This window comes from Aequorivita todarodis (genome assembly GCF_028561335.1).
GTDB classification, from domain to species: domain Bacteria; phylum Bacteroidota; class Bacteroidia; order Flavobacteriales; family Flavobacteriaceae; genus Aequorivita; species Aequorivita todarodis.
In genome coordinates this window covers 1-24,298 of the sequence record NZ_JAQQTG010000048.1, presented here as the reverse complement: position 1 = coordinate 24,298, position 24,298 = coordinate 1, and the positions used below count along the sequence as shown (strand labels likewise).

General features: G+C 40.6%; 26 protein-coding genes. 19 read left to right on the top strand and 7 right to left on the bottom strand.

The features are described from left to right. Positions 1–54: 54 nt before the first annotated feature. From POV26_RS13115 to POV26_RS13090, 6 genes are all read left to right on the top strand, one after another. Positions 55–450, top strand: coding sequence for a PUR family DNA/RNA-binding protein (locus tag POV26_RS13115; protein ID WP_272856926.1), 396 nt, complete (start codon positions 55–57; stop codon positions 448–450). A 118-nt stretch (positions 451–568) separates the two neighbouring features. Continuing rightward, on the top strand, positions 569–2,164 hold the full coding sequence (locus tag POV26_RS13110) for a phytoene desaturase family protein (protein ID WP_272856925.1): 1,596 nt from the start codon (positions 569–571) through the stop codon (positions 2,162–2,164). A 40-nt stretch (positions 2,165–2,204) separates the two neighbouring features. Next, positions 2,205–4,082, top strand: a complete 1,878-nt coding sequence (locus tag POV26_RS13105) for a mechanosensitive ion channel family protein (RefSeq protein WP_272856924.1) — start codon at positions 2,205–2,207, stop codon at positions 4,080–4,082. 77 nt (positions 4,083–4,159) lie between these two features. Beyond that, positions 4,160–5,776, top strand: coding sequence for a SulP family inorganic anion transporter (locus POV26_RS13100; protein ID WP_272856923.1), 1,617 nt, complete (start codon positions 4,160–4,162; stop codon positions 5,774–5,776). Between the two features lie 79 nt (positions 5,777–5,855). Further along, positions 5,856–6,278, top strand: coding sequence for a transporter substrate-binding domain-containing protein (locus POV26_RS13095; protein ID WP_272856922.1), 423 nt, complete (start codon positions 5,856–5,858; stop codon positions 6,276–6,278). Beyond that, a complete protein-coding gene (locus POV26_RS13090) occupies positions 6,275–7,237 on the top strand; it encodes a cation diffusion facilitator family transporter (RefSeq protein WP_272856921.1) in 963 nt (320 codons plus the stop codon). Before POV26_RS13095 ends, POV26_RS13090 begins: the two co-directional genes overlap by 4 nt. A gap of 36 nt (positions 7,238–7,273) precedes the next feature. Here the strand turns inward: POV26_RS13090 and POV26_RS13085 are convergent, their stop codons facing one another. Genes POV26_RS13085 through POV26_RS13075 form a run of 3 tightly spaced genes read right to left on the bottom strand, consistent with a single transcriptional unit; the run spans position 7,274 to position 8,465 of the window. Further along, on the bottom strand, positions 7,274–7,780 hold the full coding sequence (locus tag POV26_RS13085; protein WP_272856920.1) for a DUF6265 family protein: 507 nt from the start codon (positions 7,778–7,780) through the stop codon (positions 7,274–7,276). A gap of 45 nt (positions 7,781–7,825) precedes the next feature. Continuing rightward, the gene (locus POV26_RS13080; RefSeq protein ID WP_045081475.1) at positions 7,826–8,164 is read right to left on the bottom strand and encodes a tRNA-binding protein; all 339 of its coding nucleotides are present in this window, start codon (positions 8,162–8,164) and stop codon (positions 7,826–7,828) included. Beyond that, positions 8,154–8,465, bottom strand: a complete 312-nt coding sequence (locus POV26_RS13075) for a phosphoribosylpyrophosphate synthetase (RefSeq protein WP_272856919.1) — start codon at positions 8,463–8,465, stop codon at positions 8,154–8,156. The genes POV26_RS13080 and POV26_RS13075 overlap by 11 nt, the downstream gene beginning before the upstream one ends. A gap of 223 nt (positions 8,466–8,688) precedes the next feature. Between POV26_RS13075 and POV26_RS13070 the strand changes: the two genes are divergently transcribed. Then, the gene (locus POV26_RS13070; RefSeq protein WP_272856918.1) at positions 8,689–9,252 is read left to right on the top strand and encodes a thioredoxin family protein; all 564 of its coding nucleotides are present in this window, start codon (positions 8,689–8,691) and stop codon (positions 9,250–9,252) included. Between the two features lie 143 nt (positions 9,253–9,395). On the opposite strand, the gene POV26_RS13065 is transcribed toward POV26_RS13070, so the two are convergent. Continuing rightward, on the bottom strand, positions 9,396–10,328 hold the full coding sequence (locus POV26_RS13065; protein ID WP_272856917.1) for a peptidylprolyl isomerase: 933 nt from the start codon (positions 10,326–10,328) through the stop codon (positions 9,396–9,398). Positions 10,329–10,530: 202 nt separating this feature from the next. Here POV26_RS13065 and POV26_RS13060 point away from each other — a divergent pair, with 202 nt between their 5' ends. The 5 genes from POV26_RS13060 to POV26_RS13040 all read left to right on the top strand — a co-directional run bounded on the left by POV26_RS13060 (position 10,531) and on the right by POV26_RS13040 (position 15,987). Then, positions 10,531–11,085, top strand: coding sequence for an ADP-ribosyltransferase (locus tag POV26_RS13060; protein ID WP_272856916.1), 555 nt, complete (start codon positions 10,531–10,533; stop codon positions 11,083–11,085). 2 nt (positions 11,086–11,087) lie between these two features. Further along, positions 11,088–11,432: a hypothetical protein gene (locus tag POV26_RS13055; RefSeq protein WP_272856915.1), complete on the top strand. Its 345-nt coding sequence runs from the start codon at positions 11,088–11,090 to the stop codon at positions 11,430–11,432. Positions 11,433–11,592: 160 nt separating this feature from the next. Continuing rightward, the gene (locus tag POV26_RS13050) at positions 11,593–12,489 is read left to right on the top strand and encodes an ABC transporter ATP-binding protein (protein WP_272856914.1); all 897 of its coding nucleotides are present in this window, start codon (positions 11,593–11,595) and stop codon (positions 12,487–12,489) included. A gap of 7 nt (positions 12,490–12,496) precedes the next feature. Beyond that, a complete protein-coding gene (locus tag POV26_RS13045) occupies positions 12,497–13,333 on the top strand; it encodes an ABC transporter permease (protein WP_272856913.1) in 837 nt (278 codons plus the stop codon). Between the two features lie 227 nt (positions 13,334–13,560). After that, a complete protein-coding gene (locus POV26_RS13040; RefSeq protein WP_272856912.1) occupies positions 13,561–15,987 on the top strand; it encodes a T9SS type B sorting domain-containing protein in 2,427 nt (808 codons plus the stop codon). 69 nt (positions 15,988–16,056) lie between these two features. On the opposite strand, the gene POV26_RS13035 is transcribed toward POV26_RS13040, so the two are convergent. Both POV26_RS13035 and POV26_RS13030 read right to left on the bottom strand, forming a co-directional pair. After that, positions 16,057–17,928 carry a vWA domain-containing protein gene (locus POV26_RS13035; RefSeq protein WP_272856911.1) on the bottom strand — a complete coding sequence of 624 codons (1,872 nt, stop codon included), beginning with the start codon at positions 17,926–17,928 and terminating at the stop codon, positions 16,057–16,059. A gap of 368 nt (positions 17,929–18,296) precedes the next feature. Then, a complete protein-coding gene (locus POV26_RS13030) occupies positions 18,297–18,653 on the bottom strand; it encodes a hypothetical protein (RefSeq protein WP_272856910.1) in 357 nt (118 codons plus the stop codon). Positions 18,654–18,782: 129 nt separating this feature from the next. Here POV26_RS13030 and POV26_RS13025 point away from each other — a divergent pair, with 129 nt between their 5' ends. From POV26_RS13025 to POV26_RS12995, 7 genes are all read left to right on the top strand, one after another. Then, positions 18,783–19,919 carry a tyrosine-type recombinase/integrase gene (locus POV26_RS13025; protein WP_272856909.1) on the top strand — a complete coding sequence of 379 codons (1,137 nt, stop codon included), beginning with the start codon at positions 18,783–18,785 and terminating at the stop codon, positions 19,917–19,919. 93 nt (positions 19,920–20,012) lie between these two features. Then, the gene (locus POV26_RS13020; protein ID WP_272856908.1) at positions 20,013–20,489 is read left to right on the top strand and encodes a DUF6155 family protein; all 477 of its coding nucleotides are present in this window, start codon (positions 20,013–20,015) and stop codon (positions 20,487–20,489) included. A 39-nt stretch (positions 20,490–20,528) separates the two neighbouring features. Then, the gene (locus tag POV26_RS13015; protein ID WP_272856907.1) at positions 20,529–22,055 is read left to right on the top strand and encodes a short-chain fatty acid transporter; all 1,527 of its coding nucleotides are present in this window, start codon (positions 20,529–20,531) and stop codon (positions 22,053–22,055) included. Between the two features lie 203 nt (positions 22,056–22,258). Next, the gene (locus POV26_RS13010) at positions 22,259–22,636 is read left to right on the top strand and encodes a hypothetical protein (protein WP_272856906.1); all 378 of its coding nucleotides are present in this window, start codon (positions 22,259–22,261) and stop codon (positions 22,634–22,636) included. A 21-nt stretch (positions 22,637–22,657) separates the two neighbouring features. After that, entirely contained in the window at positions 22,658–23,098 is a 441-nt protein-coding gene (locus tag POV26_RS13005; RefSeq protein ID WP_272856905.1) for a cbb3-type cytochrome c oxidase subunit I, read from the top strand. Positions 23,099–23,240: 142 nt separating this feature from the next. Further along, on the top strand, positions 23,241–23,606 hold the full coding sequence (locus POV26_RS13000; RefSeq protein ID WP_272856904.1) for a hypothetical protein: 366 nt from the start codon (positions 23,241–23,243) through the stop codon (positions 23,604–23,606). Between the two features lie 89 nt (positions 23,607–23,695). Further along, positions 23,696–24,046: a hypothetical protein gene (locus tag POV26_RS12995; protein WP_272856903.1), complete on the top strand. Its 351-nt coding sequence runs from the start codon at positions 23,696–23,698 to the stop codon at positions 24,044–24,046. Between the two features lie 27 nt (positions 24,047–24,073). On the opposite strand, the gene POV26_RS12990 is transcribed toward POV26_RS12995, so the two are convergent. Continuing rightward, positions 24,074–24,298: hypothetical protein (locus POV26_RS12990; protein ID WP_272856902.1), on the bottom strand; the 225-nt coding region annotated here is incomplete at its 5' end.

Below are 24,298 nucleotides of genomic sequence, written 5' to 3'. Positions count from 1 at the left end.
CTGGTTTGGATTTTTTTTGGATTTTTGGCAAAACGTTAGCAAAAAACAGAAATTATGAGTGACCACTATACGATGGAGCAAGAAGAGATTTTTTCAAAAGTAATGCGCGCGGGAAGACGCACCTATTTTTTTGACGTAAGGTCCACAAAGGCAGGCGATTTCTACCTTACCATTACCGAAAGCAAAAAATTTACAAATGATGATGGTTCCTACCATTACAAAAAGCACAAAATCTATCTTTACAAAGAGGATTTCAGCGAGTTTAAGGACAACCTTGAGGAAATGATAAATTACGTAATCGAAGAAAAAGGTGAAGAGGTTATAAGCGAGCGTCACCAAAAAGATTATAAAAAAGAAACCGATGACGTTGCGGCCACTGCTGAAAAGGCTTCAGAAAACGGGCAACCGGACACCAGCAACTTTACCGATATTGAATTTGACGATATATAATTTTCAAGTTTTAAAAAATATAAACCGGCACGGTCAAAAACCGCTGCCGGTTTTTTATTTCAGAAGCTCAAATACTTTGCTTATTTTTCAGAAATAAAACTTTTTCCCAACAACTTTCATGGTAAACAAACTGTACCAACCCTACAAACCAAATCTGGATTTTTCGGGGTTGGACCATATTGTAATTGGCAGTGGAATGGGCGGACTCACCGTTGCCACTTGGCTTGCAAAGGCCGGAAAAAAAGCGGCAATTTTTGAACGTCATTACGTCCCCGGCGGTTTCACACACAGCTTTAAACGCAAGGATGGATTTCAGTGGGATGTTGGCGTGCATTACGTGGGCAATATGGCAGAAGGGTCTTCATTGCGCGGTTTTTTCGACTTTTTGACGGATGGAAATTTGCGGTGGGAAACGATGGGCGAAGTGTACGATGTAGCAAACATCGATGGCACGGAATATCTTTTTAAAGCCGGAAAGGAAAATTTCAGAAAACAATTTCTCGCCTATTTTCCCAAAGAGGAAATGGCAATTGACAGCTATCTTTCCCTGATTGAAAAAACAAACAAGCGCGGCAGTGCCTTCTTCTTTGAAAAAATTTTTGAGCCTTGGTTCAGTAAATCCGTGGGTTGGATTTTCAGAAAACGATATGCCAGATTTTCCCAAAAAACCACTTGGGAGGTTTTAAGTGAACTCACCAAAAACGAGCGGTTGATTGCCGTGCTCTGCGCCCAATGTGGCAATTACGGCCTGTCGCCAAAAAATAGCAGTTTTGCCGCACACGCGATGGTGATTGGCCATTTTTTGGAAGGCGGCTACTACCCCATTGGCGGCGCCGACCAAATTTGTGAAAAAACTTTGGAAGTCTTTACAGCGCATGGCGGCAAAATTTTTATAAACGCCGATGTCACCAAAATCGTTACCGAAAACCATAAGGTGAAAGGAATCGAGCTTGGGGAAAAATTCATTGCCTGCAAAAGCGTGATAAGCAATGTGGGCGTAAACAACACCTTCAATCATTTGCTTTCTGAAACTGATAGAAAGGTTTGCAAATTCAATCTAAAAAATGTGCAGCCTGCCAGTGCGCATATCTGTTTATATCTTGGGCTGAACAAATCAAGTGAAGCCCTCAACCTTCCGAAACACAATCTTTGGTATTACAAACACGAGGGCATTGACGCAATTTTTGACAAAGCTACTTTGGAAAACGCGCCGGAAAATTTTGCATACATCTCCTTCCCTTCCGCAAAAGACCCCAATTGGGAAACCCAAAATCCCGGTACGGCGACAATCCAAGCAATTTCCGTGGGTAATATGGATTGGTTTAAAGATTATAAAGATTCGAACTGGATGAAACGCGGCGAGGAATACCTTCAACTAAAAAAGAATTTTGAAACCGAAATGCTAAAGGTGCTCTACAAATTTTTTCCGCAGATTGAAGGAACCATTGTGGCTTCTGAAGTTTCAACCCCGCTTTCCACAGAAAATTTCACCAATTATAAAAGTGGCGAAATTTACGGTTTGGCACATTCGCCCGAACGATTTGCGCTTCCATTTTTAAGACCGAAAACTAAAATAAAAGGCCTTTTCTTAGCAGGCCAGGATATCACCTTAGTTGGTGTGGCAGGCGCGATGCTTTCCGGTTTGTTGTGCGCAACCGCCATTTTGAAGTTTGGTTCGTGGAAAATTTTTCGGGAAATTAAAAGCAGGCAATAATCAATTAGTTTTTAATTACTTTAGCCCAAAATTTCAGCCTATGGAACGCTTAAAAATTGGTCTGGCAATTCTGGCAATTGCTTTCTCCGCATCTTTTGGTTTTTCCCAAGAAGACACTACCTCGGTAAAAGCGGATTCCCTGAATATCGTGCTATTGGAAAACTATAACAAACGCTTGGCTGAGATAGAACGCCAGCGAGTAGCCGATTCCATCAAAAAAAGTGAACTGGAAGCCGAACTAAGCGCCCTAAAAACCACTGACAACCTTAAAAAAGAAGAGCTGCAGGCACAGCTTATTGCCCTGAACGAAAAGGAAATAAGACGGCTTGAAGACAAAAAAACAAAAATTGACTCTTTAAAAAAGGTTACCAAGGGCTTTCCGGTTTTTGGCTTTTTTAACGACACCCTTTTTGTGCTCTACTCAAAATTGGGCAGTTTTTCACCCAAGGACCGGGCAGAAGCCATAAACATGCGTATAGACAAGCTTACCGATAATTTCAATTTTGATGAAACGTCCCTTGAAATCCATAAATCTGAAAACGAGTTGGATATCATTTTTGGCGACCAAACCATAATGACCGTTATTGAGAACGATGCCCTGTGGAACGATACCACAAAAGAGGCCTTGGCCAAAGAATACAAGGATAAAATAAGTGCGGCCGTTTTAAAATATAAGGATGAAACCAACTTTTTCAACCTTGCTAAAAAAATAGGGCTGGCAATTTTGGTTTTGTTGATTATTGCCGCTCTGGTCAAGTATATTTCAAAGTTCTTTGCTTGGACTGCCATAAAAATTGAACTGCAGGAAGACAAAAGAATCAAAGGAGTGCAAATAAAAAATTACACCCTGTTTGATGCCAAAAGACAGATAAACGCTCTCTTAATACTGAACCGAATTCTGAAATGGATTGTCATAATTACGGCTATATACATTGCGCTTCCCATTCTATTTGGCATATTTCCCTGGACCGAGCATTTTGCCGGCACCCTTATCGGTTACATTCTCAATCCGGTAAAAGGCATATTGACGTCGTTTTGGAATTACCTGCCCAACCTTATTACGATAATCGTAATTGTCTTGGTTTTCCGATACATTCAACGGGGAATACGTTTCTTAAAGGACGAAATAGCCCGCGGCAATCTTCAAATCAACGGTTTTTATCCCGATTGGGCAGAACCTACCTATCAAATAGTACGCATTCTGCTAATTGCCTTTATGTTCGTGGTTTTATTTCCTTATTTACCCGGAAGTGATTCTCCCGTATTTCAAGGGGTTTCCGTGTTTTTGGGTTTTCTGTTTACCTTCGGCTCGGCAGGTTCATTATCAAACATTATCGCTGGCTTGATTTTGACCTATATGCGTCTTTTTACAATTGGCGACAGGGTGAAAATTGGCGATGTATCGGGCGACGTGATTGAGAAATCAGTTCTGGTAACTCGTATTAGAACTCCTTTCAACGAAATTATCTCCATTCCAAATTCCACTGTTATGAACAGCCATACCATAAACTACAGCAGTGACGCACAGGAAAAAGGGTTGATAATACATAGCACCGTTACCATAGGATACGACGTTCCGTGGCAGGATGTACATACCGCTTTAATAGATGCTGCCCTACGGACCGAGCTTGTTTTAAAGGAACCCTCCCCTTTCGTTTTTCAGACCAGTCTGGATGATTTTTATGTAGCCTATGAAATTCACGCCCACGTGCGCGAAGCAAATAGGCAGGGCCTTATTTATTCGGTACTCCATCAAAATATTCAGGACGTTTTTAACGAGCGTGGCATTGAGATAATGTCTCCTCATTATCGTGCCGCACGCGATGGCAATGAGACTACCATTCCCTCAGGCTATAGACCGAAGGATTATAAAGCGCCCAGTTTTAATGTGAAGACAAAAAAAACAGACGGAGTGTAACAACTTTCTTCCACTGAACAATAGAAAGGCTCGTCTATTTTGAAAACCGTATATTTGCCGCCTTTAAAAAAAACCAAATGCTTGCAAAATACCTTTTATCCTTCACACAAAACCCAAAAAACGATATCCTTTCCGGCCTTACCGTAGCCTTGGCTTTGGTGCCCGAGGCTGTTGCCTTTGCCTTTGTTGCGGGCATTGACCCCTTAGTAGGGCTTTACGGCGCCTTTATTATGGGAATAGTAACCGCCCTCTTCGGGGGGCGTCCGGGAATGATTTCCGGAGCAACGGGCGCAATGGCGGTGGTAATGGTCCATTTAATCCAAAAAGGAAACGAAGTAGGCCTAAACTTGGCTGAACCCGTAGAATACTTAGGCTTGCAGTGGCTTTTTATCACGCTTCTTTTTGTGGGCGCCATTCAAATTATGGCCGGGGTTTTTAGATTGGGAAAATTTGTTCGGCTCATTCCACATCCTGTAATGATGGGGTTTGTAAACGGATTGGCAATTGTAATTTTTCTTTCGCAATTAGGGCTATTTAAAGAAAGCCGTGGCACCGTGCCACAATGGCTTACAGGACCGGATTTGTGGGTGATGCTGGCATTGGTCGGGCTAACAATGGGCATTATGTTCGGCTTGCCGAAACTTACCAAAAAACTTCCGGCCGCCTTAATCGCCATTATTGTCGTGGCGTGTATAACCATCTTCGGAAATCTTGACGTGAGCACAGTTGGCTCCTTTATTCGCGACGGCGGCGGAAGCGGTTTAAAAGGTTCGCTGCCCGTTTTTCAGACACAGATTTTTACGTTTATCGATACCCTTACCGGTCATTGGGACCTGATACTTTCCACAGCATTTTTATTGGCAGCGGTAGGTTTGATTGAATCGTTGATGACGCTGAATTTAATTGATGAAATGACCGAAACCCGTGGCAGCGGCAACCGCGAGTGTGTGGCCCAAGGCGGGGCGAACATACTAAACGGACTTTTCGGGGGGATGGGCGGCTGCGCCATGATTGGGCAATCCATTATCAACGTGAGCTCTGGCGGTCGCGGAAGGCTTTCGGGAGCAACGGCGGCCATTGCCCTGTTGTGTTTCGTGCTTTTTGGAGCTCCATTAATTGAGCAAATCCCAATCGCTGCTTTGGTGGGCGTCATGTTTATGGTAGTTATCGGCACCTTTGCTTGGAGCAGTTTTCGGATTTTACATAAAATTCCCCTTTCCGATGCCATCGTTTTGATTACCGTTTCTGCAGTAACCGTTTGGCAGGACTTGGCAATAGCCGTATTTGTGGGCGTAATTATGAGCGCACTGGTTTTTGCTTGGAAAAGCGCCACAAGAATTCGCGCCCGAAAGCGGATTAAAGAAGACGGCACAAAGGTGTACGAAATCTGGGGCCCTTTATTCTTTGGCTCCACTACAGCTTTCAATAGTAAATTTGACGTATCCAGCGACCCCGATTCCATTGAAGTTGACTTTATAGAATCCAAAATCTCGGACCATTCGGGAGTAGAGGCTGTCCGCAATATTGCCAATAAATATCTCGATAGCGGAAAGCAAATTAAGTTGACGCATCTCAGTCCAGATTGCAAGGCCTTACTATTAAAGTGGAATCCTGAATTTGATACCATCATTGAAGACTCTGTTGAAGACCCGCGTTATTATGTGGTGACGGATACTTTGGATGCTGAAGTATAATTTGCGTTTGGTTCCTGCATTTTAGCATAAATTTATAAATGCCTTTTTAAGGTTCTTTATAAATTTATAAGAAAATACGATGCTGAAATTTCTACGTTTCGGGATTTTACTGCTGTGTGTCTTTTTCTTTGGCGCCTGCAATTTCCCTAAAGACCCAAAAAATTCCTACGAAAACGCAAAAAAATCTTCCTTGCGCGTTGGCGTGGTTTCAAAAACAGATTCCACCCAAACGTCCTTTGAAAAGAAGCTTATACAAAATTTTGCCGAACGGGAAAATATGCAGACCCAATTCATAACAGACAATGAAACGGAACTCATAAAAAAACTCGAAAAATATCAATTAGATGTCGTTTTGGGCGGTTTCAAAAAAAAATCGAATTGGAAAAGCAAGGTCGGAATGACAAAACCCTACGATTCTACCCATGTTTTTTTCGTTCCCCGTGGTGAAAATCGGCTGTTATTTCATCTTGAAAATTTCATCCACAAACATCAAAAGCCATGAGAGTAGAACCCTTTGAACTTCCCGAAAATTTAAAGGAAAAGCTGACAAAAGCCAAAAAAATGGAGTGGATTACCATACTATATTTGGTAACGGTGGTGATACTCATGTATTTGGTAATGGGCTCTTCGCAAGCCATGAAAACCGCGTGGCTGGAGGATGCCCTTAGTATGGTTCCGGCAATTTCCTTTTTGATAGCTTCCCGCATTTACAATAAAAAGCCCACACAAAAATTTCAATACGGTTTTCACCGTGTATTTAGCATTGCTTTTTTAACGGGAAGTATTGCCCTTTTTGGAATGGGGCTTTTTCTTTTGGTAGATTCAGCTATTACCTTGATAAAAGCCGAACATCCCACTATCGGAACCATCGTCTTATTCGGCCATCAAATTTGGATGGGTTGGATTATGATTGCCGCATTGGTATATAGCTCGCTGCCCGCAATGTATTTGGGATACAAAAAGTTGCCCTTGGCAAAGAAGCTCCACAACAAAATTCTATTTACCGATGCCAATGCACAAAAAGCCGATTATATGACTGGCTTTGCGGCAATGGCCGGTATTCTTGGCATTGGGATGGGTTGGTGGTGGGCAGATGCCAGCGCGGCGCTGTTTATTTCCTTCTCTGTTTTAAAGGATGGCTATACCAATTTAAAGGATGCCGTAGAAGATTTGATGGACCGAAAACCGTTGCATATTAAAGACGACGAGCCCGATGAATTGGTAGATAAGGTAGAAAACTTCATAAAATCGTGGGATTGGGTTGAAGATGCCAAAGTGCGTTTCCGCGAGGAAGGGCAAGTGTATTTTGGCGATGTACAACTTATTGTAAAACCCGGAACCAACGTTTCCAAAGCCATTGAGGAAGGGTTGGAAAAACTATATGAGTTCCATTGGAAAATTTATGATGTAACCCTGATGCCCGTGGAGCAAATTAAGGACTATTCAGAAAAAGATTCCTGAGAGCCGACGAAATATTGAATTCCTCTTGTGAAATTTTTACTGTCTCGAAAAATGAAAGTCCGTCTTTTTCGGCTGACCGTTCACAGTGCCTTCAATCCAAGCGTGGAGGGAATCTTTCGCAGGATTTGTATAAACTATTCTTTCGGGAAAATCGTGGTTCTTATTTTCAAAAATAACCTGTCCGTTTTCTTGGGAAATCATTTTAAAACTAACCGGCTTCGCGCCATTTTCCGATACTGAGGCTACAGTCAATATCACGTCCTCCCCTTTTTTCTCAAGCGCCATGGTTTCGGCAAAAACTATTTCCTTTTTATTCATCTCCACAAAACTATAGGCCGTAAAGGTGCTGTCGTTTTCCTGCGACCAGGTTTCTTGGGAATATTCCTTTCCGTTCTGGTTTACCCAAGTCCCCAAAAGCCACTGCAATTGTTCAATTTGCTCAAACTTACCGGAAGTAATTTCAGTTTTGGATTTTTCTTCAGAATTGTTTTTACAGGAATTTAAAAATAATGGAAGGGCTAAAAATAAAAGGAGTTTCTTCATAATTGACAGCTTTGTTTTGGCGAAGGTATCACAAAAAACAATTAATCATAGAATTCTTAGACCATTCCGTACTTCTTTTCCGGGCTGCAAGAGCGTTACATCTTTACCCTCCACAGCGCCCAAAACGAGGCATTCGCTCATAAAGTTGGCTATCTGTTTCTTCGGAAAATTTACAACTGCAACCACCTGCTTTCCAATCAATTCCTCTTTTTTGTAAAGTGAAGTAAGCTGGGCAGAAGTTTTCCGCTGGCCTATTTCACTTCCAAAATCTATTAAAAGTTGGTAGGAAGGGTTTCGGGCCTCGGGAAAATCATGGGCTTCAATCACGGTTCCCACGCGCATTTCAACCTTTTCAAAATCAGACCAAGACAAATTATTCGTCATGATGCAACTTTAACTTCTGAATCATTTCTGGTGAAACTTCACCTTGGTCAGCGCCATAGGCATCAACCAATAAGCCTTTAATGCCATCGTTTGTTTCTATTAAGTAAAGAATGGTGTTGTCGCCGGGATTGGTCATTCCTTCAAAACGGTAGAACTTTACCACATCCAGTTCGCCGGCCTTCCACTTCTTTTTAAGGTTTTTCGATTCTATGCCCTCGCCCACAAGGTTAAAGTCTTCGGTATAGCCGTGTTTTTGCAAATCTGAGATTGCCACGGAGAGCGATGAATATGAGTTTTTCATAATTTTTGGTTTAGATTTTAAAGTTAAAGGAGATAATTTGCAACCGCAAAGTTTTATATTTTCTTTAGGAAAATCAGAACGCAGTAAGTCAGTAGGCTCGCGATTTATCGCGTGCCAATATTGTTATTCAAAATAAAGAAACTTTGCGCCTTTGCGCCTTTGCGAGAGAATTCACAAAATCGTAACTTTAAAAATATTTTCACACCACTACAGAAAAGAAAAAATGGCCAGAACAGAATCCAAAATGCTTCCATTGGGAACCCAAGCCCCCGATTTTACATTGATTGACGCAGTAACGAACAAACCTGTTTCACTAAAAAATGTGCGTGGCGAAAAAGGCACTGTGGTTATGTTTATCTGCAACCACTGCCCGTTTGTGAAACATGTAAATGACGAACTGGTGCGTATTTGCAACGATTACCGGGTAACCGGTTTTGGATTTGTGGGAATAAACAGCAACGATATTATCAAATATCCCGAGGATTCCCCTGCCGAAATGTGGCGAACTGCACGCAGGCACAGTTACCCTTTTCCATATTTATATGATGAAACACAAGAGATAGCAAAGGCTTACGATGCTGCCTGCACGCCCGATTTCTATCTTTTTGATGATGAACTGAAACTGGTTTACAGAGGCCAATTGGACAACAGCCGTCCCGGAAACGGCATTCCCGTAAACGGTAGAGACCTCCGGGAAGCGCTGGATAATATCCTAAACAACAACCCCCAACGGAAGGATCAAAAACCGAGTATTGGGTGCAATATTAAGTGGAAGGAAGCCCCCTAGCCCCCAAAGGGGGAATTCCACTGTTGTGAAAAAAAATATCTATGGACTTGATTATTAAGATTCCATAAATGTACCTTTCGGGTCGTCCGGTGGCGGAGCAGAAGCCGCCTATGTACGAGTTCCCCCTTTGGGGGCTAGGGGGCCTACTTCACGTCCATCAATTCCACATCAAAAATTAAGGTAGCACTTGGAGGAATAACCCCGCCAGCGCCGCGCTCGCCATAGGCAAGATGCGAAGGAATTACAAAACGGGCCTTATCGCCTACTTGCAATAATTGGATGCCTTCATCCCACCCAGCTATTACTTGCCCAACCCCCAGTTGAAAGTCGATGGGTTGCTTTCTTTTGTATGATGAATCAAACTCGGTTCCATCAGTTAAAGCGCCTTTGTAATGCACGGAAACCGTTTTTCCCTTTTCAGCTTTTTTACCGTTTCCTTTTTGGATTATTTTGTAAAGAAGTCCGCTATCGGTTCTATCAAAACCTTCTGAAACTTTCTTAAGCTCTGCTTCCTCTTTTGCTTTTTTTGCGGCAATTCGCTGTTCCCTTTCGCCCGTAAATTTTCTGAAAGCTTCCACAGCGTTCCAGTTTTTGGCTTCCTCGCCCACGCGGATTATTTCTACTTTTTGCATCGTATCGCCCTGCGCAATGCTATCCACAACATCCTGCCCTTCCACTACATTTCCAAAAACGGTGTGCTTGTTGTCCAACCACGGCGTGGCAACGTGCGTTATAAAAAACTGGCTGCCGTTGCTCGCTGGCCCGGCGTTTGCCATAGAAAGCACGCCCGGAGTATCGTGGCGAAGGTCTTGATGGAATTCATCCTCAAAAGCGTAACCCGGTCCGCCGGAACCCGTACCCTTTGGGTCGCCGCCCTGAATCATAAAATCTGGGATTACACGGTGAAATTTTAAGCCGTCGTAATAAGGCGTTCCCTGTGGTTTTGCTGAATTTTCCAAGTTTCCTTCAGCCAAGGCCACAAAGTTTCCAACCGTTCCCGGGGTTTTATCGTGCGTAAGTTTTATAAGGATTTCTCCTTTTTCGGTCGTTATTTTTGCGTAGATTCCGTCTTTCATTGCTTTGTTTTTTAAATGAAATGCAAAAGTAGTGAAATAGTGTGATTTTTCGGGATTCGGGATTAGGGATTAGGGATTAGGGAAGTATGTTGAAGGATTTTGGAAAGGGTAAATTTGTATATTTGGAATTAGAGAAATAATTGGAAATAAATGCAATAAGTGTATTCAATAAGAATATTCAAGCTAATGCACAGCGCCTATAATGGACGAAATGGAGAAATATGTTGAAAAATACCTGCCAGAAATCCTGGGAGAAATTTTATCAACTTTTCGAAAGAATGAAATTCCCGAATTATCCAATGCCGAGAAAGCACTAATCTATAAATATTCCGATGATGAATATGAGTTTGTGAATCAGTATCTTCGAATTAACAACGGGAGATTGAATGATTTCGGCAAGCTACTTGACATTAGTTTAGATAAATTGCCTAATTATAGAAAATTATGTTTTCGTGCAGTACACTTAAAACCAAATGAACTGAAAAAATATATCGACGCATTTGAATCTTCAAATAAGATAATTGAACATTCTTTCTTATCTTGTAGCTCCTCTCGGTTAATCGCTATGCAGTTTAATCATAATGTATTGTTCAGAATTCAATCAAAAAAAGGAAAAGACATTCAAAAGATTGCTAAATTTGGAATTGAAAGTGGGCAAAACGAAAAGGAAATCTTATTTAAGGCAAACACTGTGTTCTATGTTTTAGATGTAAGAAAAGAGAATGCCAAAACGTTAATAACATTACAAGAGGTGTAACGATGACTGCAATAGATAAATACATAGAGAAGACAAAAATTGAAGATGAAAATTTACATCAAGTTATTTTTTCAATTTTTAATTTTACTAATATCAAAAAAGACTACAAAAAAATTTCAACGGTTGACAAAAAGGAAGAAATGGTTGATGAAATCATTTCATTGTTAGAGAAATATTTAGAATTGGACATTGTAAAAGACAAATCCCAGAAACTTGAAATTATTGATGTTCTTGACAAATTGCGTTTTAGAAAGGAAGTTTTAGAAGTTATAAAATCCAAAATAAAATTCAACGACATCGAGAAGGCTGGAAATCGATTGGGTAAAAAATCGCAGTCCGCATTTTAGGGACTATCCCGTAAAGAGCCAAATGCTGACATAATCTTCGGTAAAACCTTCCAGCACATCCACTCACTCCGCGAATCCCAAATCACAAATTTGTAACAATTCCCCAACCCATTCGTCATACAAACAACCACCCATAACTATCGGGACCAAAAACAATTCCGTGGAAAACATTCTCACCATAAACAACCTCACCAAAAAATTTGGCGCGTTAACTGCCGTGGATAATCTTTCCTTTTCCATTGAAAAAGGCAACGTTTACGGCATTCTCGGCCCAAACGGTAGCGGTAAAAGTACTACGTTGGGCATTGTGCTTAATGTGGTAAACAAAACCGCTGGCGACTTTAAATGGTTTGATGGCAACATCGATACGCACAATGCCTTAAAAAAAGTGGGCGCCATCATTGAGCGCCCCAACTTTTACCCGTATATGACCGCCGTGCAAAACCTGCAACTGGTGTGTAAAATAAAGGAAGTTTCGGAAGAAAAGATTTCTGAAAAACTAAAGCTCGTAGGACTTTTGGATAGAAAGGACAGCAAGTTCAGCACCTTTTCCTTAGGGATGAAACAACGTTTGGCAATCGCTTCGGCACTGCTGAACGACCCCGAAATATTGATTCTCGACGAACCCACAAACGGCTTGGACCCGCAGGGAATCCACCAAATTCGGGAAATTATAAAAGTAATCGCCTCCCAGGGAACAACTATTTTATTGGCTTCGCATTTATTGGACGAGGTTGAAAAGGTTTGTACGCACGTGGTAATTCTTCGGAAAGGGGTAAGTCTCTATTCTGGCAGCGTGGACGGGATGAACGCCAGTCACGGTTTTTTAACAATGCAGAGCAACGATATGGAAAAGTTGCAAAAAGCTTTGGAAGGAAACACGGCCTTTGGCACCGTAAAACACGAGGGCGAGTTTATCATCGCTTACCTCATCAATCCAATGGACGCTTCGGAAGTGAACAAACTGCTTTTTGAAAAAGGCATCACCCTGAGCCACCTTGTGAAACGCAAGGAAAGCCTTGAAGAACAATTCCTTGAACTTACCAAACAAAATTGACCACCCGATGCTACGATTATTAAATATAGAACTCCAAAAACTGCGCTATAACCGTTCGGCAAAGGTTATTTCCATTATTTATTTTGTGCTTATCACTTTCATCGCCTTGATTGCTTCCATCGAATTCAATTTTGGTGACTTTCACTTTCGGGTGGCGGACCAAGGAATTTTCAATTTTCCGTATATCTGGCATTTCAACACGTATGTGGCGGCAATTTTAAAACTGTTTTTGGCTATTGTAATTGTCTCTATGATGAGCAACGAGTACAGTTACCGCACCCTAAAACAGAATTTAATTGATGGGTTGAGCAAGAAAGAGTTTGTGCTTTCAAAGTTTTTAACGGTATTGCTTTTTGCCGTAATTTCCACCGTTTTTATTTTTTTGGTATCCCTTATCCTCGGGCTGGCTTTTTCGGATTACACTGAAATAGGCATCATGTTTAGCGATATGGAATACATTGCGGCCTATTTTATAAAACTCGTAGCCTTCTTCTCCTTCTGTCTTTTTCTCGGCGTTTTGGTGAAACGTTCTGCCTTTGCGCTCGGGTTCTTAATTGTATGGCAGGTTATTGAATGGCTGCTGTACGGCTTGATGAAATGGCAATTTTTTAAGGACACCGAAATAGCCGATACTATTTCGCTATTCTTTCCGCTGAACGCCATGGCAAACCTCATCAAGGAACCGCTGAGCCGTTTGGGCGCGATACAATCTGCCGCAAACCAATTGGGTGAAAATTTCACGAAAGACTATCACGTTACTTGGCTCAACGTATTGATTGTCTTAATTTGGACCTCACTTTTTATTTATTGGTCTTATGCAATTTTAAAGAAAAGAGACTTATAAAAACATAACTTCTAGTTACTTAATATTTAGAAAATATTTTGTTATTTTTTTCTTTGTGCAACTCTGTGGCTCTTTGCGGTCCTCTGTGGAATAGTTATACCACAAAGTTTCACAAAGAAAACGCAAAGGAGCACAAAGAGTTTTGGATACTAAATACCTACCTTTAAAAAACAATATAGCGTCATTTTTTTCCTATATTTAGCAAACAATCAACCTGGGTTTTTCTTTTGAAACGTTATTTTTTCATACCTTTTCTTTTGCTTTCCGTTGTGGTTTTTTCACAGGATATTTCATTGTACAAACAGTTTAATGGGCACTACGATTATACCGCTTTCGGAAATACCTTAAACGTTGAGGAGAACGGCCAAGGCGGACAGTGCTTCATCCTCACAAGCAGCAGTGCCGATTTTCAACTACAGCCAAACCAGGAAGTGGTGGCAGCTTATCTGTATTGGGCCGGTTCGGGACCGGGCGATTTCAATGTTACTTTTAACCAAGTTCCCATCACCGCGGAACGTACATTCAATGTTACCTACAATACGGGTGGACAGGACTATATCTATTTTTCAGCCTTTGCCGATGTTACCGAACAGATCCAGACTACGGGCAATGGCAACTATACGCTTTCCGATTTGGACCTTACTCTTATAATTCCAGCATATTGCAGTCCGCCGGGCTCGGGTACCAACTTTGGGGGCTGGGCGGTTACGATTGTTTATGAGGACCCTACCCTTCCCAACAACCAAGTAAATGTTTTTGATGGTTTGGAAAGCGTTTCCCGAAACAACCAAACACTCGATATAACGTTAAACAATTTGATGGTTTTGGACACCCAAGGCGCAAAGATTGGCTTCCTGGCTTGGGAAGGCGATCGGGGCATTGCCGTAAACGAAACCCTTCGCATCAATGGAAATATTCTTAGCAATCCGCCGCTAAACCCCGCGGACAACGCCTTTAACGGTACCAACAGTTTTACCGGTAGCGATGTGCTTTACAATATGGATATTGACGTGTATCCTATTTCAAATTTTATAAACCCGGGCGATACTTCGGCCAACATCCAACTTACCAGCGGCCAGGATTTTGTGATGGTAAACAATATTATTACCGTTTTAAACACGGAGTTGCCCGATGCCACCATTTCCATAGACAATATTATCGGCGGTACCGAATGCGGCAATCGCGAACTAACGCTGGATTACACGGTTTACAACCTCAACAGCACCGATGTGCTTCCGGCAGGAACGCCCATCGCTTTTTATGCAGATGAAACGCTGGTGGCCCAAAGTGCAACCGTGGCCGTAATTCCCATTGACGGACAGGAAAACGGAAGCATTACGTTCACGGTTCCCAACAATATTGAAGCAGATTTTATTCTGAAAGCGGTAGTGGACGATACCGGCAACGGTACGGGGATTGTCAATGAAACCAACGAAGACAATAATGAAGACGAAGCGCCTATTCATTTATTGTTAAACCCTGTAATCACGGGGCTGCGCAATCTGGAAACCTGCGATGTTTTTGGCGAAGAGTATTTCGATTTAACCGAAGCCACTTCACAAATAGACCCTATTTATGAATTGAGTTTTCACCTTTCGGAAGCGGATGCCGAAAATAATGTGAGCCCAATCGTCAATCCCGAAAATTTTCAGAATACCGAAAACCCGCAGACCATTTACATCCGGGTTTCCAATCCAGACTGTTTTTTGGTTGATAGTTTTACGGTGGAAGTGCTCCCCTGCCCACTGCCCGACGCTACTATTGCCATTCCGGAAGTGTCCGCTTGCCGCGATAGGGCATTATTGCTTCCATTTACCGTTTATAATTTAGAAGCCACGGGGCCTTTGCCGGCCAATACTTCGGTGGCTTTTTATGCGGAAGGTGTGTTGCTCGCACTTTCCCAAACACAGCAGGAAATCCCCATTGATGGCAGCGAAAATGGCGAAGTGGAAATGCTGCTTCCCGATAATTTACCCAACACATTTTCAATCACCGCCGTGGTGGACGATGACGGCAACGGCAATGGTGCAGTGGAAGAACTTAGGGAAGACAATAACAGTTTTACGCAAACCATTTCTTTTGAAAGTATCCCGCCCATCCCCAGTTTGCCGGATTTATTGGAGTGCGACACAGGTTTTGACACGGCGATTTTCGACTTGACCCAACAGGATGAATTGATTAGAACAGGGCCCGATGATGTGGTTCAGTATTTCACAACTCCTGAAGATGCTTTGCAAAACACAAACCCTATTGGCAATCCTTCCGAATATCAAAACAGTACAGATCCGCAAACTATTTATGTGCGTTTGGAAAACGAAATATGCTTTGCCACTGCTTCCTTCTTATTGACTACGGAAAATTGCGCGCCTTTTATCCCCCAAGGCTTTTCGCCCAATGGCGATGGCATTAATGATACATTTGAAATCAGCAACCTCCTCAACATTTACGAAAATTTTGAGTTGAATATTTACTCCCGCGAAGGAAACCTAATCCATACCGCCCACAACGCCGATGGTTTTTGGGATGGGGTGGCTACAAAAGGGTTACTCTTTACCGGAAGCCCCGTTCCCGTGGGTACATATTATTATGTTTTGGTTTTAAACGACCCCAAATATCCCGAGGCTGTTATTGGCTGGGTTTATGTGAATTATTAAAAAAGAAAGAGCGCTCGCGCGCCCTTTCCATCAAAAAACCAAACCACCTCACAAAACTGTAGTTTAGAATTATTTACTGCTTTTCACCAAGCGGATAAACTCGGCGCGGTAGCCGTCCTTATCGGTTCCCTTGCCTGCTTCGGCCAAAGCAATTACGTCTGCCTTCTTTTTGGTGTTAATAAACTCCGAATTGCGAAGCTGCATCCCGAAGAGTGCCACCGCAGCTGAAAACTTTAAATCTTCCGAAGCACTTTCTATAGCGCTGTTTTCATCTTTCACAGTTTTTACAATCAGTTTGCTTACATCGCCATCAGGTTCTTTGTAGCGGAATTTTACGGTAAGCATTTCATCTGTGTAATTTCCCGTAATCTGTTTTGTATATTTCAGATTATCGATGTCTTTCAGATACTTGCTTTTTACTCCCACGGGGATTATTTCATATAAAGCAGTCACGGTGTGGCCGCTTCCCAATTCGCCTGCATCTTTGGTGTCGTCTTTAAAATCCTCATCGTTCAGCAGACGGTTTTCGTAGCCAATCAACCGGTAAGCCTGTACTTTTGCAGGGTTGAATTCTACTTGAATTTTCACATCTTTTGCAATTGTGTAAAGCGTTCCGAAAAACTCTGTACCCAGCACTTTCTGCGCTTCTTGCATCGTATCAATATAAGCGTGATTTCCATTGCCTTTATCGGCTAAGGTTTCCAGTTTGCTGTCTTTGTAATTCCCCATTCCGAAACCTAAACAGGTTAGGAATACGCCGCTTTTGCGCTTTTCTTCAATTAAGTTTTCCATGGAACGGTCGCTGGAATTGCCAACATTAAAATCGCCATCTGTTGCAAGAATTACGCGATTATTACCTCCTTTGCTGAAATTTTCTGTTGCAATTTTATAGGCAAGTTCAATCCCCGCTCCGCCAGCCGTAGAACCGCCCGCACTCAGATTGTCAATAGCTTGGCGAATAATAGCCTTCTCTGCTCCCGAAGTTGGTGGCAGCACCAGTCCCGCTGCGCCGGCATAGACCACGATGGCCACTTTGTCCTTTTCGCGCAATTTGTCCACCAAAACATTCAGTGCCGATTTTAGCAAAGGCAATTTGTTTGGCGAATCCATCGAGCCGGAAACATCCAATAGGAACACCAAGTTTGATGGCGGCACCTTTTCCAAAGAAATATCTTTTCCTTTTAAACCGATTCGGACCAACTTGGCATCGGCATTCCATGGGGAATTTACCACATCTGCGGTTATGGAAAAAGGGTCATCGCCTTTGGGTTGTGGATAGTCATAGGCAAAATAGTTTACCATTTCCTCAATCTTTACAGCGTCTTCCGGCACTTTCTGCCCATTGTTGAGCATTCGGCGAATGTTGCTGTAACCCGCTTTATCAACATCTATTGAAAATGTGGAAAGCGGTGCGGTGGTAACGCTCTTAAAGATGTTTTCCTCGATTCGGCCGTAAGATTCGTTTTCGGAAACAAGGTTATTATTGGTATAACCTCGGGATCCAGGTAATGAAGAGGTTCCGCGAATAACCAATTTAGCCTCCCTATTCTTATTTTGGGGTGTATAAGTATTTCTTCGAACCCCATAACCCATCGCTTTGCGAATAGCATCATTTTCACCGGAATAACCAGTAACCACAACTTCTTCCAAAACCGCAGCGGCACTAAGGGATACGTTAATTTCCCCAGCCTTTTTAATCTTTACTTCCTTGGTGTCGAAACCCACATACGAATAAGTCAGAATCTGCCCAATCTGGGCCTCAATAGTATAGCGGCCATCAAAATCCGTCTGGGTGCCGGTGCTTGTTCCCTTAATTATTACGTTCGCTCCCGGCAACGGAAGCTGTGTGTCATCGGTTACCGTACCGCTGATGGTAACGGTCTGTGCGTTCAGTTGGAGGCCCAACAACGCTATTGCTAAAAGTGTGAAAAGTGTCTTCATAATATATGGTTTTAGTGTTAAACTTAAAGTAAAACTACCGCACATAACAGAACTGCAAAATAAGGAATGAGGGAATGGAGGGTTTGGATGAGGGAAAGAGGGGAACCGTATTTTTTGAATGGTTTGGATCTTGGAACCTGCCTGCCAGAGGTACGACAGGCAGGTTTGGATTTCTTGGAATTTGGAATTTAAAAAAAGCAGTAGCCGCGCAAGCCCGTAAACGACAAAAAGGCAGCCAAACAAGGTACGCCAACGGCTTCATCGGCGAGAATTAGTTATACAATGGTGTCATACCGAGAGGCATGGTTTTCAAAAAGGAAGTAAAAAAGGGTGATGTGTCTTTGAATCTGTGAATTTTCAGTTTTATATTACTTTCTTTTTTTGACAATGAGGATTTCGTCATCTGAAAATTTCATCCAGGCCAAATCATAAATATAGTGGAACATTTTGTTTTGGGAGTTGATGTGGAAATGGGTATGATACATAAAACGGAATTTCTTTTTTTCGAGTACGTTTCTATATACCTTGATTTGCATTTTATTATTTCCCAACAATTCGGATAAGATGGAATAGTTGCGCTTTAGGTAACCATTTATTTCAATGGCCGCCTTTTTTGCGGCATACCGAAGGTGTTTGTGGTATTGGTTTTTGCAGTAGGTGGAACAGAAAATTTTATCTGAACGCCCTTTTAATGGTTTTTCGCATATTTTGCATTTCCTGTCCATTGGTTTTAAGCTATACCTACAAATATACACTATTCGTTCCTAACGGATAAACACTTTTATTGCAATATCAGGTCCTCTTTTGGGTCAATATTTTGATTAATTTTGGGAATAGCTCAAAACGTTTCAGCAATGAACACCACGGAAAACCTCTCGATAATTCTCTATTGGCCGCGCAACAATGCGGGACGCATAAAGGTTAAAATTCCTTATATGCTGAAGGCCGAACGGGAAGCCTTTAAAAAACTGGACAGCACCTTTTACCATTATCACCAAAAGCTGTGGAGCATAGTAAATACCGAAGAAAACATAAAAATATTGCAGCGGCTCTTTGGAAAAAAGCTGATTGTGGAAAATGAGGCAACCCCTGCAAAAATGCCGGAGATTATCCCTTCCAAAAAAATACAGGAAGCCCTGGACAGCTGCAACCAGAAAATGATTTTAAAAGGGTATAGCAACAGCACCATCCGAAGCTATCAAAGCTGTTTGCTGCAGTTTTTTAAATATTTTGAAACCGCAGATTTAAGAACCATCACCAAAGAACAAATTGAGGGTTATGTTTTTCACCTTATCACCAAATATAAAATAAGCGATCGGCAACAGAATATGGTCATCAATGCTATTAAGTGCTATTATGAGCACACACTGGGCATGCCGAGGGAATACTACAACATTACCCGCCCCAAAAAGAGCAAGGACCTCCCCAACGTCCTGAGCGTGGAAGAGGTGCGGCTGATCATAAACCATCCCAGCAACATAAAACACAAGGCCATCCTGCACGTAATTTACGGGGGAGGGTTGCGGATTGGCGAAGTAATAAGGCTCCGCGTTAAAGACATTAGGAGCGAGGACGGCTACATATTCATAAAAGACAGCAAAGGCAAACGAGACCGGCATACCGTTTTGAGTCCGCTGCTTTTGGAACTCTTGCGAACCTATTATAAACAGCACAAGCCCAGTTATTGGCTCTTTGAGGGACAAGATGGCGGCCAATATAGCGCCACGAGCATTCAGCAAATATTTAGAACCGCGGTAAAGGCCACCAATTGCAACCCTTGGAGTACGCCACATACGCTACGCCACAGTTTCGCGACCCATTTGATGGAGCGGGGTGTTAACATTCGGTATATACAAAGCGCGCTGGGCCATGCCAGTACCAAAACCACGGAGGTTTACACACGCGTTTTGGGCATAAACAACAAAACATTAAAGAGTCCTTTGGATACGTTGTACGAATCGGTTACATTTGATAAAAACAAACTGAAATAGCATGGTGTACATGTGCGGTATAAACGCAATTGCCATGTTGTTTATAAACATGTTAGCCACAAGCTGGGAAAAACAACAACATTAGAGCTAAATATGGCACTTAGAGAATTGAAAAAGGAATTAAATCAAATGAACAAAACTGAAATCATTAAACTGATTTTAGAGATGTATAAAAAAATTCCTGATGCAAAAAACTACTTGAACATATTCACCACAGGTGATATTGAACAGCTAACTGAAAAATATAAAAAAGAAATCGAAAGATATATTTATCCAAATGGGAGAAATATGGATTTACGTGAGACTGAGGCTCGAAAAATAATTCGCACAGTTCGCAAAATGAATATCACAGAACTCAATATTGAATTGGAATTACATTATGTAAGCTGTTGCCTAGAAATTATTGAGGATTTTGGATATTGGGATGAGAATTATTATATAGCATTAGAAAAAATGTTTGACAATGCAATAAATGGAATTTCTGAACTTGGAATGGAAGATAAATATAACGAGAAAGTAATATCTTTATCTTCAAAAGCCAGTGAATATGGAATTGAATTAGAGTATTAACGAAAAAAAAAGCCAGTGGCTAACACCGTATAAAAAAAATTGCTAGTTTTAGCTAAACCAAAGTTAATTGCTCGTTTGCTAGCTTCTGATTTTCCTTCGGAAAATCCTCGCACACAAACACGCAACTTTCCTTATACAAACACGTTGGGCACCATTTATAAGTTAAATATGATTGAAAAACTTGGAAAAAAACTAACGCATCTATTTTTAAAATATATGCCAAATGCATTTGTTTTTGCAATACTCTTAACTCTTATAACCGCTCTTGGAGCTTTTCTTTGGATAGACACCACACCAATAAAAATCATAACCTCATGGTATGATGGATTTTTTGATTTATTAGGGTTTGCGATGCAAATTATTTTAATTATTATTACTGGATTCAGCATCGCGTTGTCTCCTATAATTAAAAGTGGAATAGATTCCATTGCTCGACATATTAATTCTCCAAAACAGGTATACTTTTTAGTTGTTTTAATCGGTTTATTATTAACCCTTGTAAGTTTTGGATGGATCGTTATTACCTGTGTTTTAGCAAGAGAATTGGCATTACGAGTTAAAGGGATTAACTATCCTTTTTTGATTGCGTGTGTTTATATTTCAAGTGGCAGTTGGGTTTCAGGGTTATCAAGTTCGATTCCTTTACTTTTAAATACAGAAAATAATTTTTTGATTAAATCTGATGTATTGACTGAAGTTATTCCAACCTCTTATACCTTGGGGTCAATCTTAAATATTACAATGATCATTACACTGCTTATTGCAACACCATTGATTTTACTTTTTCTACGACCTAGGGACACACATAATAAAGAAATAACAGATTTAATGATCGTTAAAGAATCTTCAAGTACTCAAACTATAAAAGAAGAGGCTTTAAGTTCAAAATTGCCATTTAAATCATATTCTGACAAGTTGAATAATAGCGTAATCCTTCAGATGATCATTGTTTTAATGGGCTTTGTTTATATCTTTTATCATTTTATAACAAAAGGATTTGATTTGAATTTTAATATCATGATTTTCATATTCCTTATTCTTGGTTTACTTCTGCATAAAACACCGATGCGCTATGTTATTTCAATGAAGCAAGCAAGTAGTAATATTTCTGGAATATTATTTCAGTACCCTTTTTATGCTGGCATTATGGGTATTATGTTATATACAGGGTTAGGTGAAAAACTTGGACAAATATTAGGATCACAAGCGAGTGTGAATTCTTATCCTTTTTTCGCGTATTTAACCGGAGGCATCGCCAATTTTGCAATTCCATCGGCTGGAGGTGAATTTGCCGTGGTAGGCCCAAGTATAATTAATGCCGTAAAAGAAATAGGTGTTGGATTACCTGCAGAAGAAATTACTGCAATGATTGCAAGAGCCTCTTTATCTGTAGCGTATGGAGAAAGCTTAAGTAATTTATTACAACCTTTTTACTTGTTACTTGTATTACCAATAATGGCGACGGGTATTAAAATACAAGCACGTGATATTATGGGCTATTTAGTTTTACCTTTTATCATCCTATTTATTATTCAATCTATTTTAGTTTCTTTCTGTCCGCTATAATTTAATCCTTTTAAAAAAAGATAATAGTATTTTTACAATAACAAAAAACGATTGCCCAACACCGTGTATAATTAATTGCTTTGGCTAGTGCGTACTTGGAAAATTCCTGCGGAATTTTTTCGGGTTCGTATTTGTTTACTAAATTAGTCGCTAGCCACGCACCTAATCATACACCAAACGTTAGCCACAAGTTGAAGAAACAGATGAACTACGAAATACCTAATTCATATAATTGGTTTGCAAAACTGAATTTAACCCAATTCATTCCTTGGAATTTTGAAACGGAAATTAATCCTAATTCATCAATCAACGAAAGATTTAAAATTGAATGCGAGCAGAATCGAGAAGTTCTGACTTTCGGACGCAGGCAAGATATGGACACCTTTGTTGGATTTGAAATTGTAAACGGAAAAGTAAAAGAAAATATAATAGTCTTTCATCCTTCATTCGGGACAAATGTGAAAGGTTGGGATATTATCGAATCTGAACATTTGGATTTTTTTGAATTTATGCAAAAAAGAGTTTTGCCAGAAATGAAAGAATGGATTCCTGAAGATGACGTGAACGATTATATTGAATAAAAAAGCAGCTTAAAAAGGAAAATGAAATTCCTGACTAATAAACCACATCTGATTTTTTTACTCGCTATTCCAATTATAATGCTAATTGGAATTTTGAGCGGTGATGCAGTATTGGACATAAATGTTCACGACACATATTATGTGATTGCTTATTTACATTTAACAACGCTGATATCAATATTGTTTGGAATAATTGGAATTGGATATTGGATTATGATAAAAGCGGATAGAAAACTATCAAAATGGCTAAATTGGACTCACATTGGACTGACTTTTGGCGGAACTTTAATTGTCTGGATTTTAACCAAATTTTATCGGACTGAAATTATGGAATATGAATTCAATAATAATCTGACTTTAGTTATCACTCTGATTATCTTGCTTATAATTGTCGGACAGCTTATTTTTCCGATTAATATTATTTACGTATTAATAAAAAAGAAAAATAAAACCAGTGGCTAACACCGTGTATAGCTCATTGCGGCTGAATTCCTAATCGGAATTCATTACAATTTGCTATCTTTCGGTTACGGCGTAAAAGTCCGTTGGACATTTTACGCAACGAGCCATACACAATTACGTTGCCACACATTTGAGAAAACATATGGAATTAGACCAATTTATTACCACAACCTTGAAATCGATTATTAAGTCTGTTAATGATACAAAGGAATTTGCCGAATCGAATGGAGCAATAATAAATCCAGTCATAATGGAACGAATAGAAGACCACGACCAAACAACTTCTATTTGGAGAAAGGATGGTAAAGATGGCAGAAGACATTTAACAACTGTGGATTTTGACGTTGCTGTAACTGCTTCTAATGAAGAAAACAGCAAAATAGGTGGCGGACTTAAAATTCAAGTTCTGAATTTGGGCGCTTCAACTTCTGAAAATTTGACTAACGAAACAACGTCCCGAATAAAGTTCAGTTTAAAAGTGGCTCTTCCACATCAAGGGGATAAATAGTTTTGACAAATAAACTTTAAGAGAGCTATAGGCAAAAACTATTGTATTGATATTTTTCATATCTTTGTTCTATATAAAATAGAAAGGCTATGAATATAACAATTGAGGATTTTGACGAGAAATTAAAACCTATTAAAAAAGAGCTATTTGAAGGCGAGTTTTTAAAAACACCAAGTATATACAGTTTGGAACGAGCTGGAAATACTCTTTTGGATTTAGTAAAACAGATTAGACAACAAAATAATGAATTCGACCCTTGGCTACATTCAATTAAAATGGACTTGGATATTTATCTGGCGGATTTAGGTGGTGAATTACAGCACGATTATGATAAAGGTAATAAAAGATATAATGGGAAATGGACGACTGAAAAAAGAAAGGTTGTTGGTTTTATCTCAAGGTTTAGAGAAAAAATACTGGAAAAACAAACAACGGAATAAAAAACGTGTGGCAACAACGTGTATAGCTCATTGCGGCTGAATTCCTAATCGGAATTCATTGCAATTTGCTATCTTTCGGTTTCGGCGGAAAATCATAGCTGATTTTCCGCAACGAGCCATACACAAGACCGTTGTGGGCCAGTTGGGCAAGAGAGCATATCCCAAAAAAAGTCCGGGAATGTCCGCAAAGGTGAAAACACGGTTTTTGGGCTGTGGGACCGCAAAACCCCCACTTGGGGCGGTGCCTGTTTG

What these genes read in the sequence shown, in the direction of transcription:
- POV26_RS13085 (WP_272856920.1), bottom strand. Translation starts at nt 7,780, where the DNA reads ATGAAGAAACTCCTTTTATTTTTAGCCCTTCCATTATTTTTAAATTCC.
- POV26_RS13000 (WP_272856904.1), top strand. Translation starts at nt 23,241, where the DNA reads ATGGAATTAGACCAATTTATTACCACAACCTTGAAATCGATTATTAAG.
- POV26_RS13095 (WP_272856922.1), top strand. Translation starts at nt 5,856, where the DNA reads ATGCTGAAATTTCTACGTTTCGGGATTTTACTGCTGTGTGTCTTTTTC.
- POV26_RS12995 (WP_272856903.1), top strand. Translation starts at nt 23,696, where the DNA reads ATGAATATAACAATTGAGGATTTTGACGAGAAATTAAAACCTATTAAA.
- POV26_RS13055 (WP_272856915.1), top strand. Translation starts at nt 11,088, where the DNA reads ATGACTGCAATAGATAAATACATAGAGAAGACAAAAATTGAAGATGAA.
- POV26_RS13020 (WP_272856908.1), top strand. Translation starts at nt 20,013, where the DNA reads ATGGCACTTAGAGAATTGAAAAAGGAATTAAATCAAATGAACAAAACT.
- POV26_RS13010 (WP_272856906.1), top strand. Translation starts at nt 22,259, where the DNA reads ATGAACTACGAAATACCTAATTCATATAATTGGTTTGCAAAACTGAAT.
- POV26_RS13065 (WP_272856917.1), bottom strand. Translation starts at nt 10,328, where the DNA reads ATGAAAGACGGAATCTACGCAAAAATAACGACCGAAAAAGGAGAAATC.
- POV26_RS13030 (WP_272856910.1), bottom strand. Translation starts at nt 18,653, where the DNA reads ATGGACAGGAAATGCAAAATATGCGAAAAACCATTAAAAGGGCGTTCA.
- POV26_RS13070 (WP_272856918.1), top strand. Translation starts at nt 8,689, where the DNA reads ATGGCCAGAACAGAATCCAAAATGCTTCCATTGGGAACCCAAGCCCCC.
- POV26_RS13045 (WP_272856913.1), top strand. Translation starts at nt 12,497, where the DNA reads ATGCTACGATTATTAAATATAGAACTCCAAAAACTGCGCTATAACCGT.
- POV26_RS13110 (WP_272856925.1), top strand. Translation starts at nt 569, where the DNA reads ATGGTAAACAAACTGTACCAACCCTACAAACCAAATCTGGATTTTTCG.
- POV26_RS13025 (WP_272856909.1), top strand. Translation starts at nt 18,783, where the DNA reads ATGAACACCACGGAAAACCTCTCGATAATTCTCTATTGGCCGCGCAAC.
- POV26_RS13090 (WP_272856921.1), top strand. Translation starts at nt 6,275, where the DNA reads ATGAGAGTAGAACCCTTTGAACTTCCCGAAAATTTAAAGGAAAAGCTG.
- POV26_RS13075 (WP_272856919.1), bottom strand. Translation starts at nt 8,465, where the DNA reads ATGAAAAACTCATATTCATCGCTCTCCGTGGCAATCTCAGATTTGCAA.
- POV26_RS13005 (WP_272856905.1), top strand. Translation starts at nt 22,658, where the DNA reads ATGAAATTCCTGACTAATAAACCACATCTGATTTTTTTACTCGCTATT.
- POV26_RS13100 (WP_272856923.1), top strand. Translation starts at nt 4,160, where the DNA reads ATGCTTGCAAAATACCTTTTATCCTTCACACAAAACCCAAAAAACGAT.
- POV26_RS13105 (WP_272856924.1), top strand. Translation starts at nt 2,205, where the DNA reads ATGGAACGCTTAAAAATTGGTCTGGCAATTCTGGCAATTGCTTTCTCC.
- POV26_RS13080 (WP_045081475.1), bottom strand. Translation starts at nt 8,164, where the DNA reads ATGACGAATAATTTGTCTTGGTCTGATTTTGAAAAGGTTGAAATGCGC.
- POV26_RS13035 (WP_272856911.1), bottom strand. Translation starts at nt 17,928, where the DNA reads ATGAAGACACTTTTCACACTTTTAGCAATAGCGTTGTTGGGCCTCCAA.
- POV26_RS13115 (WP_272856926.1), top strand. Translation starts at nt 55, where the DNA reads ATGAGTGACCACTATACGATGGAGCAAGAAGAGATTTTTTCAAAAGTA.
- POV26_RS13060 (WP_272856916.1), top strand. Translation starts at nt 10,531, where the DNA reads ATGGACGAAATGGAGAAATATGTTGAAAAATACCTGCCAGAAATCCTG.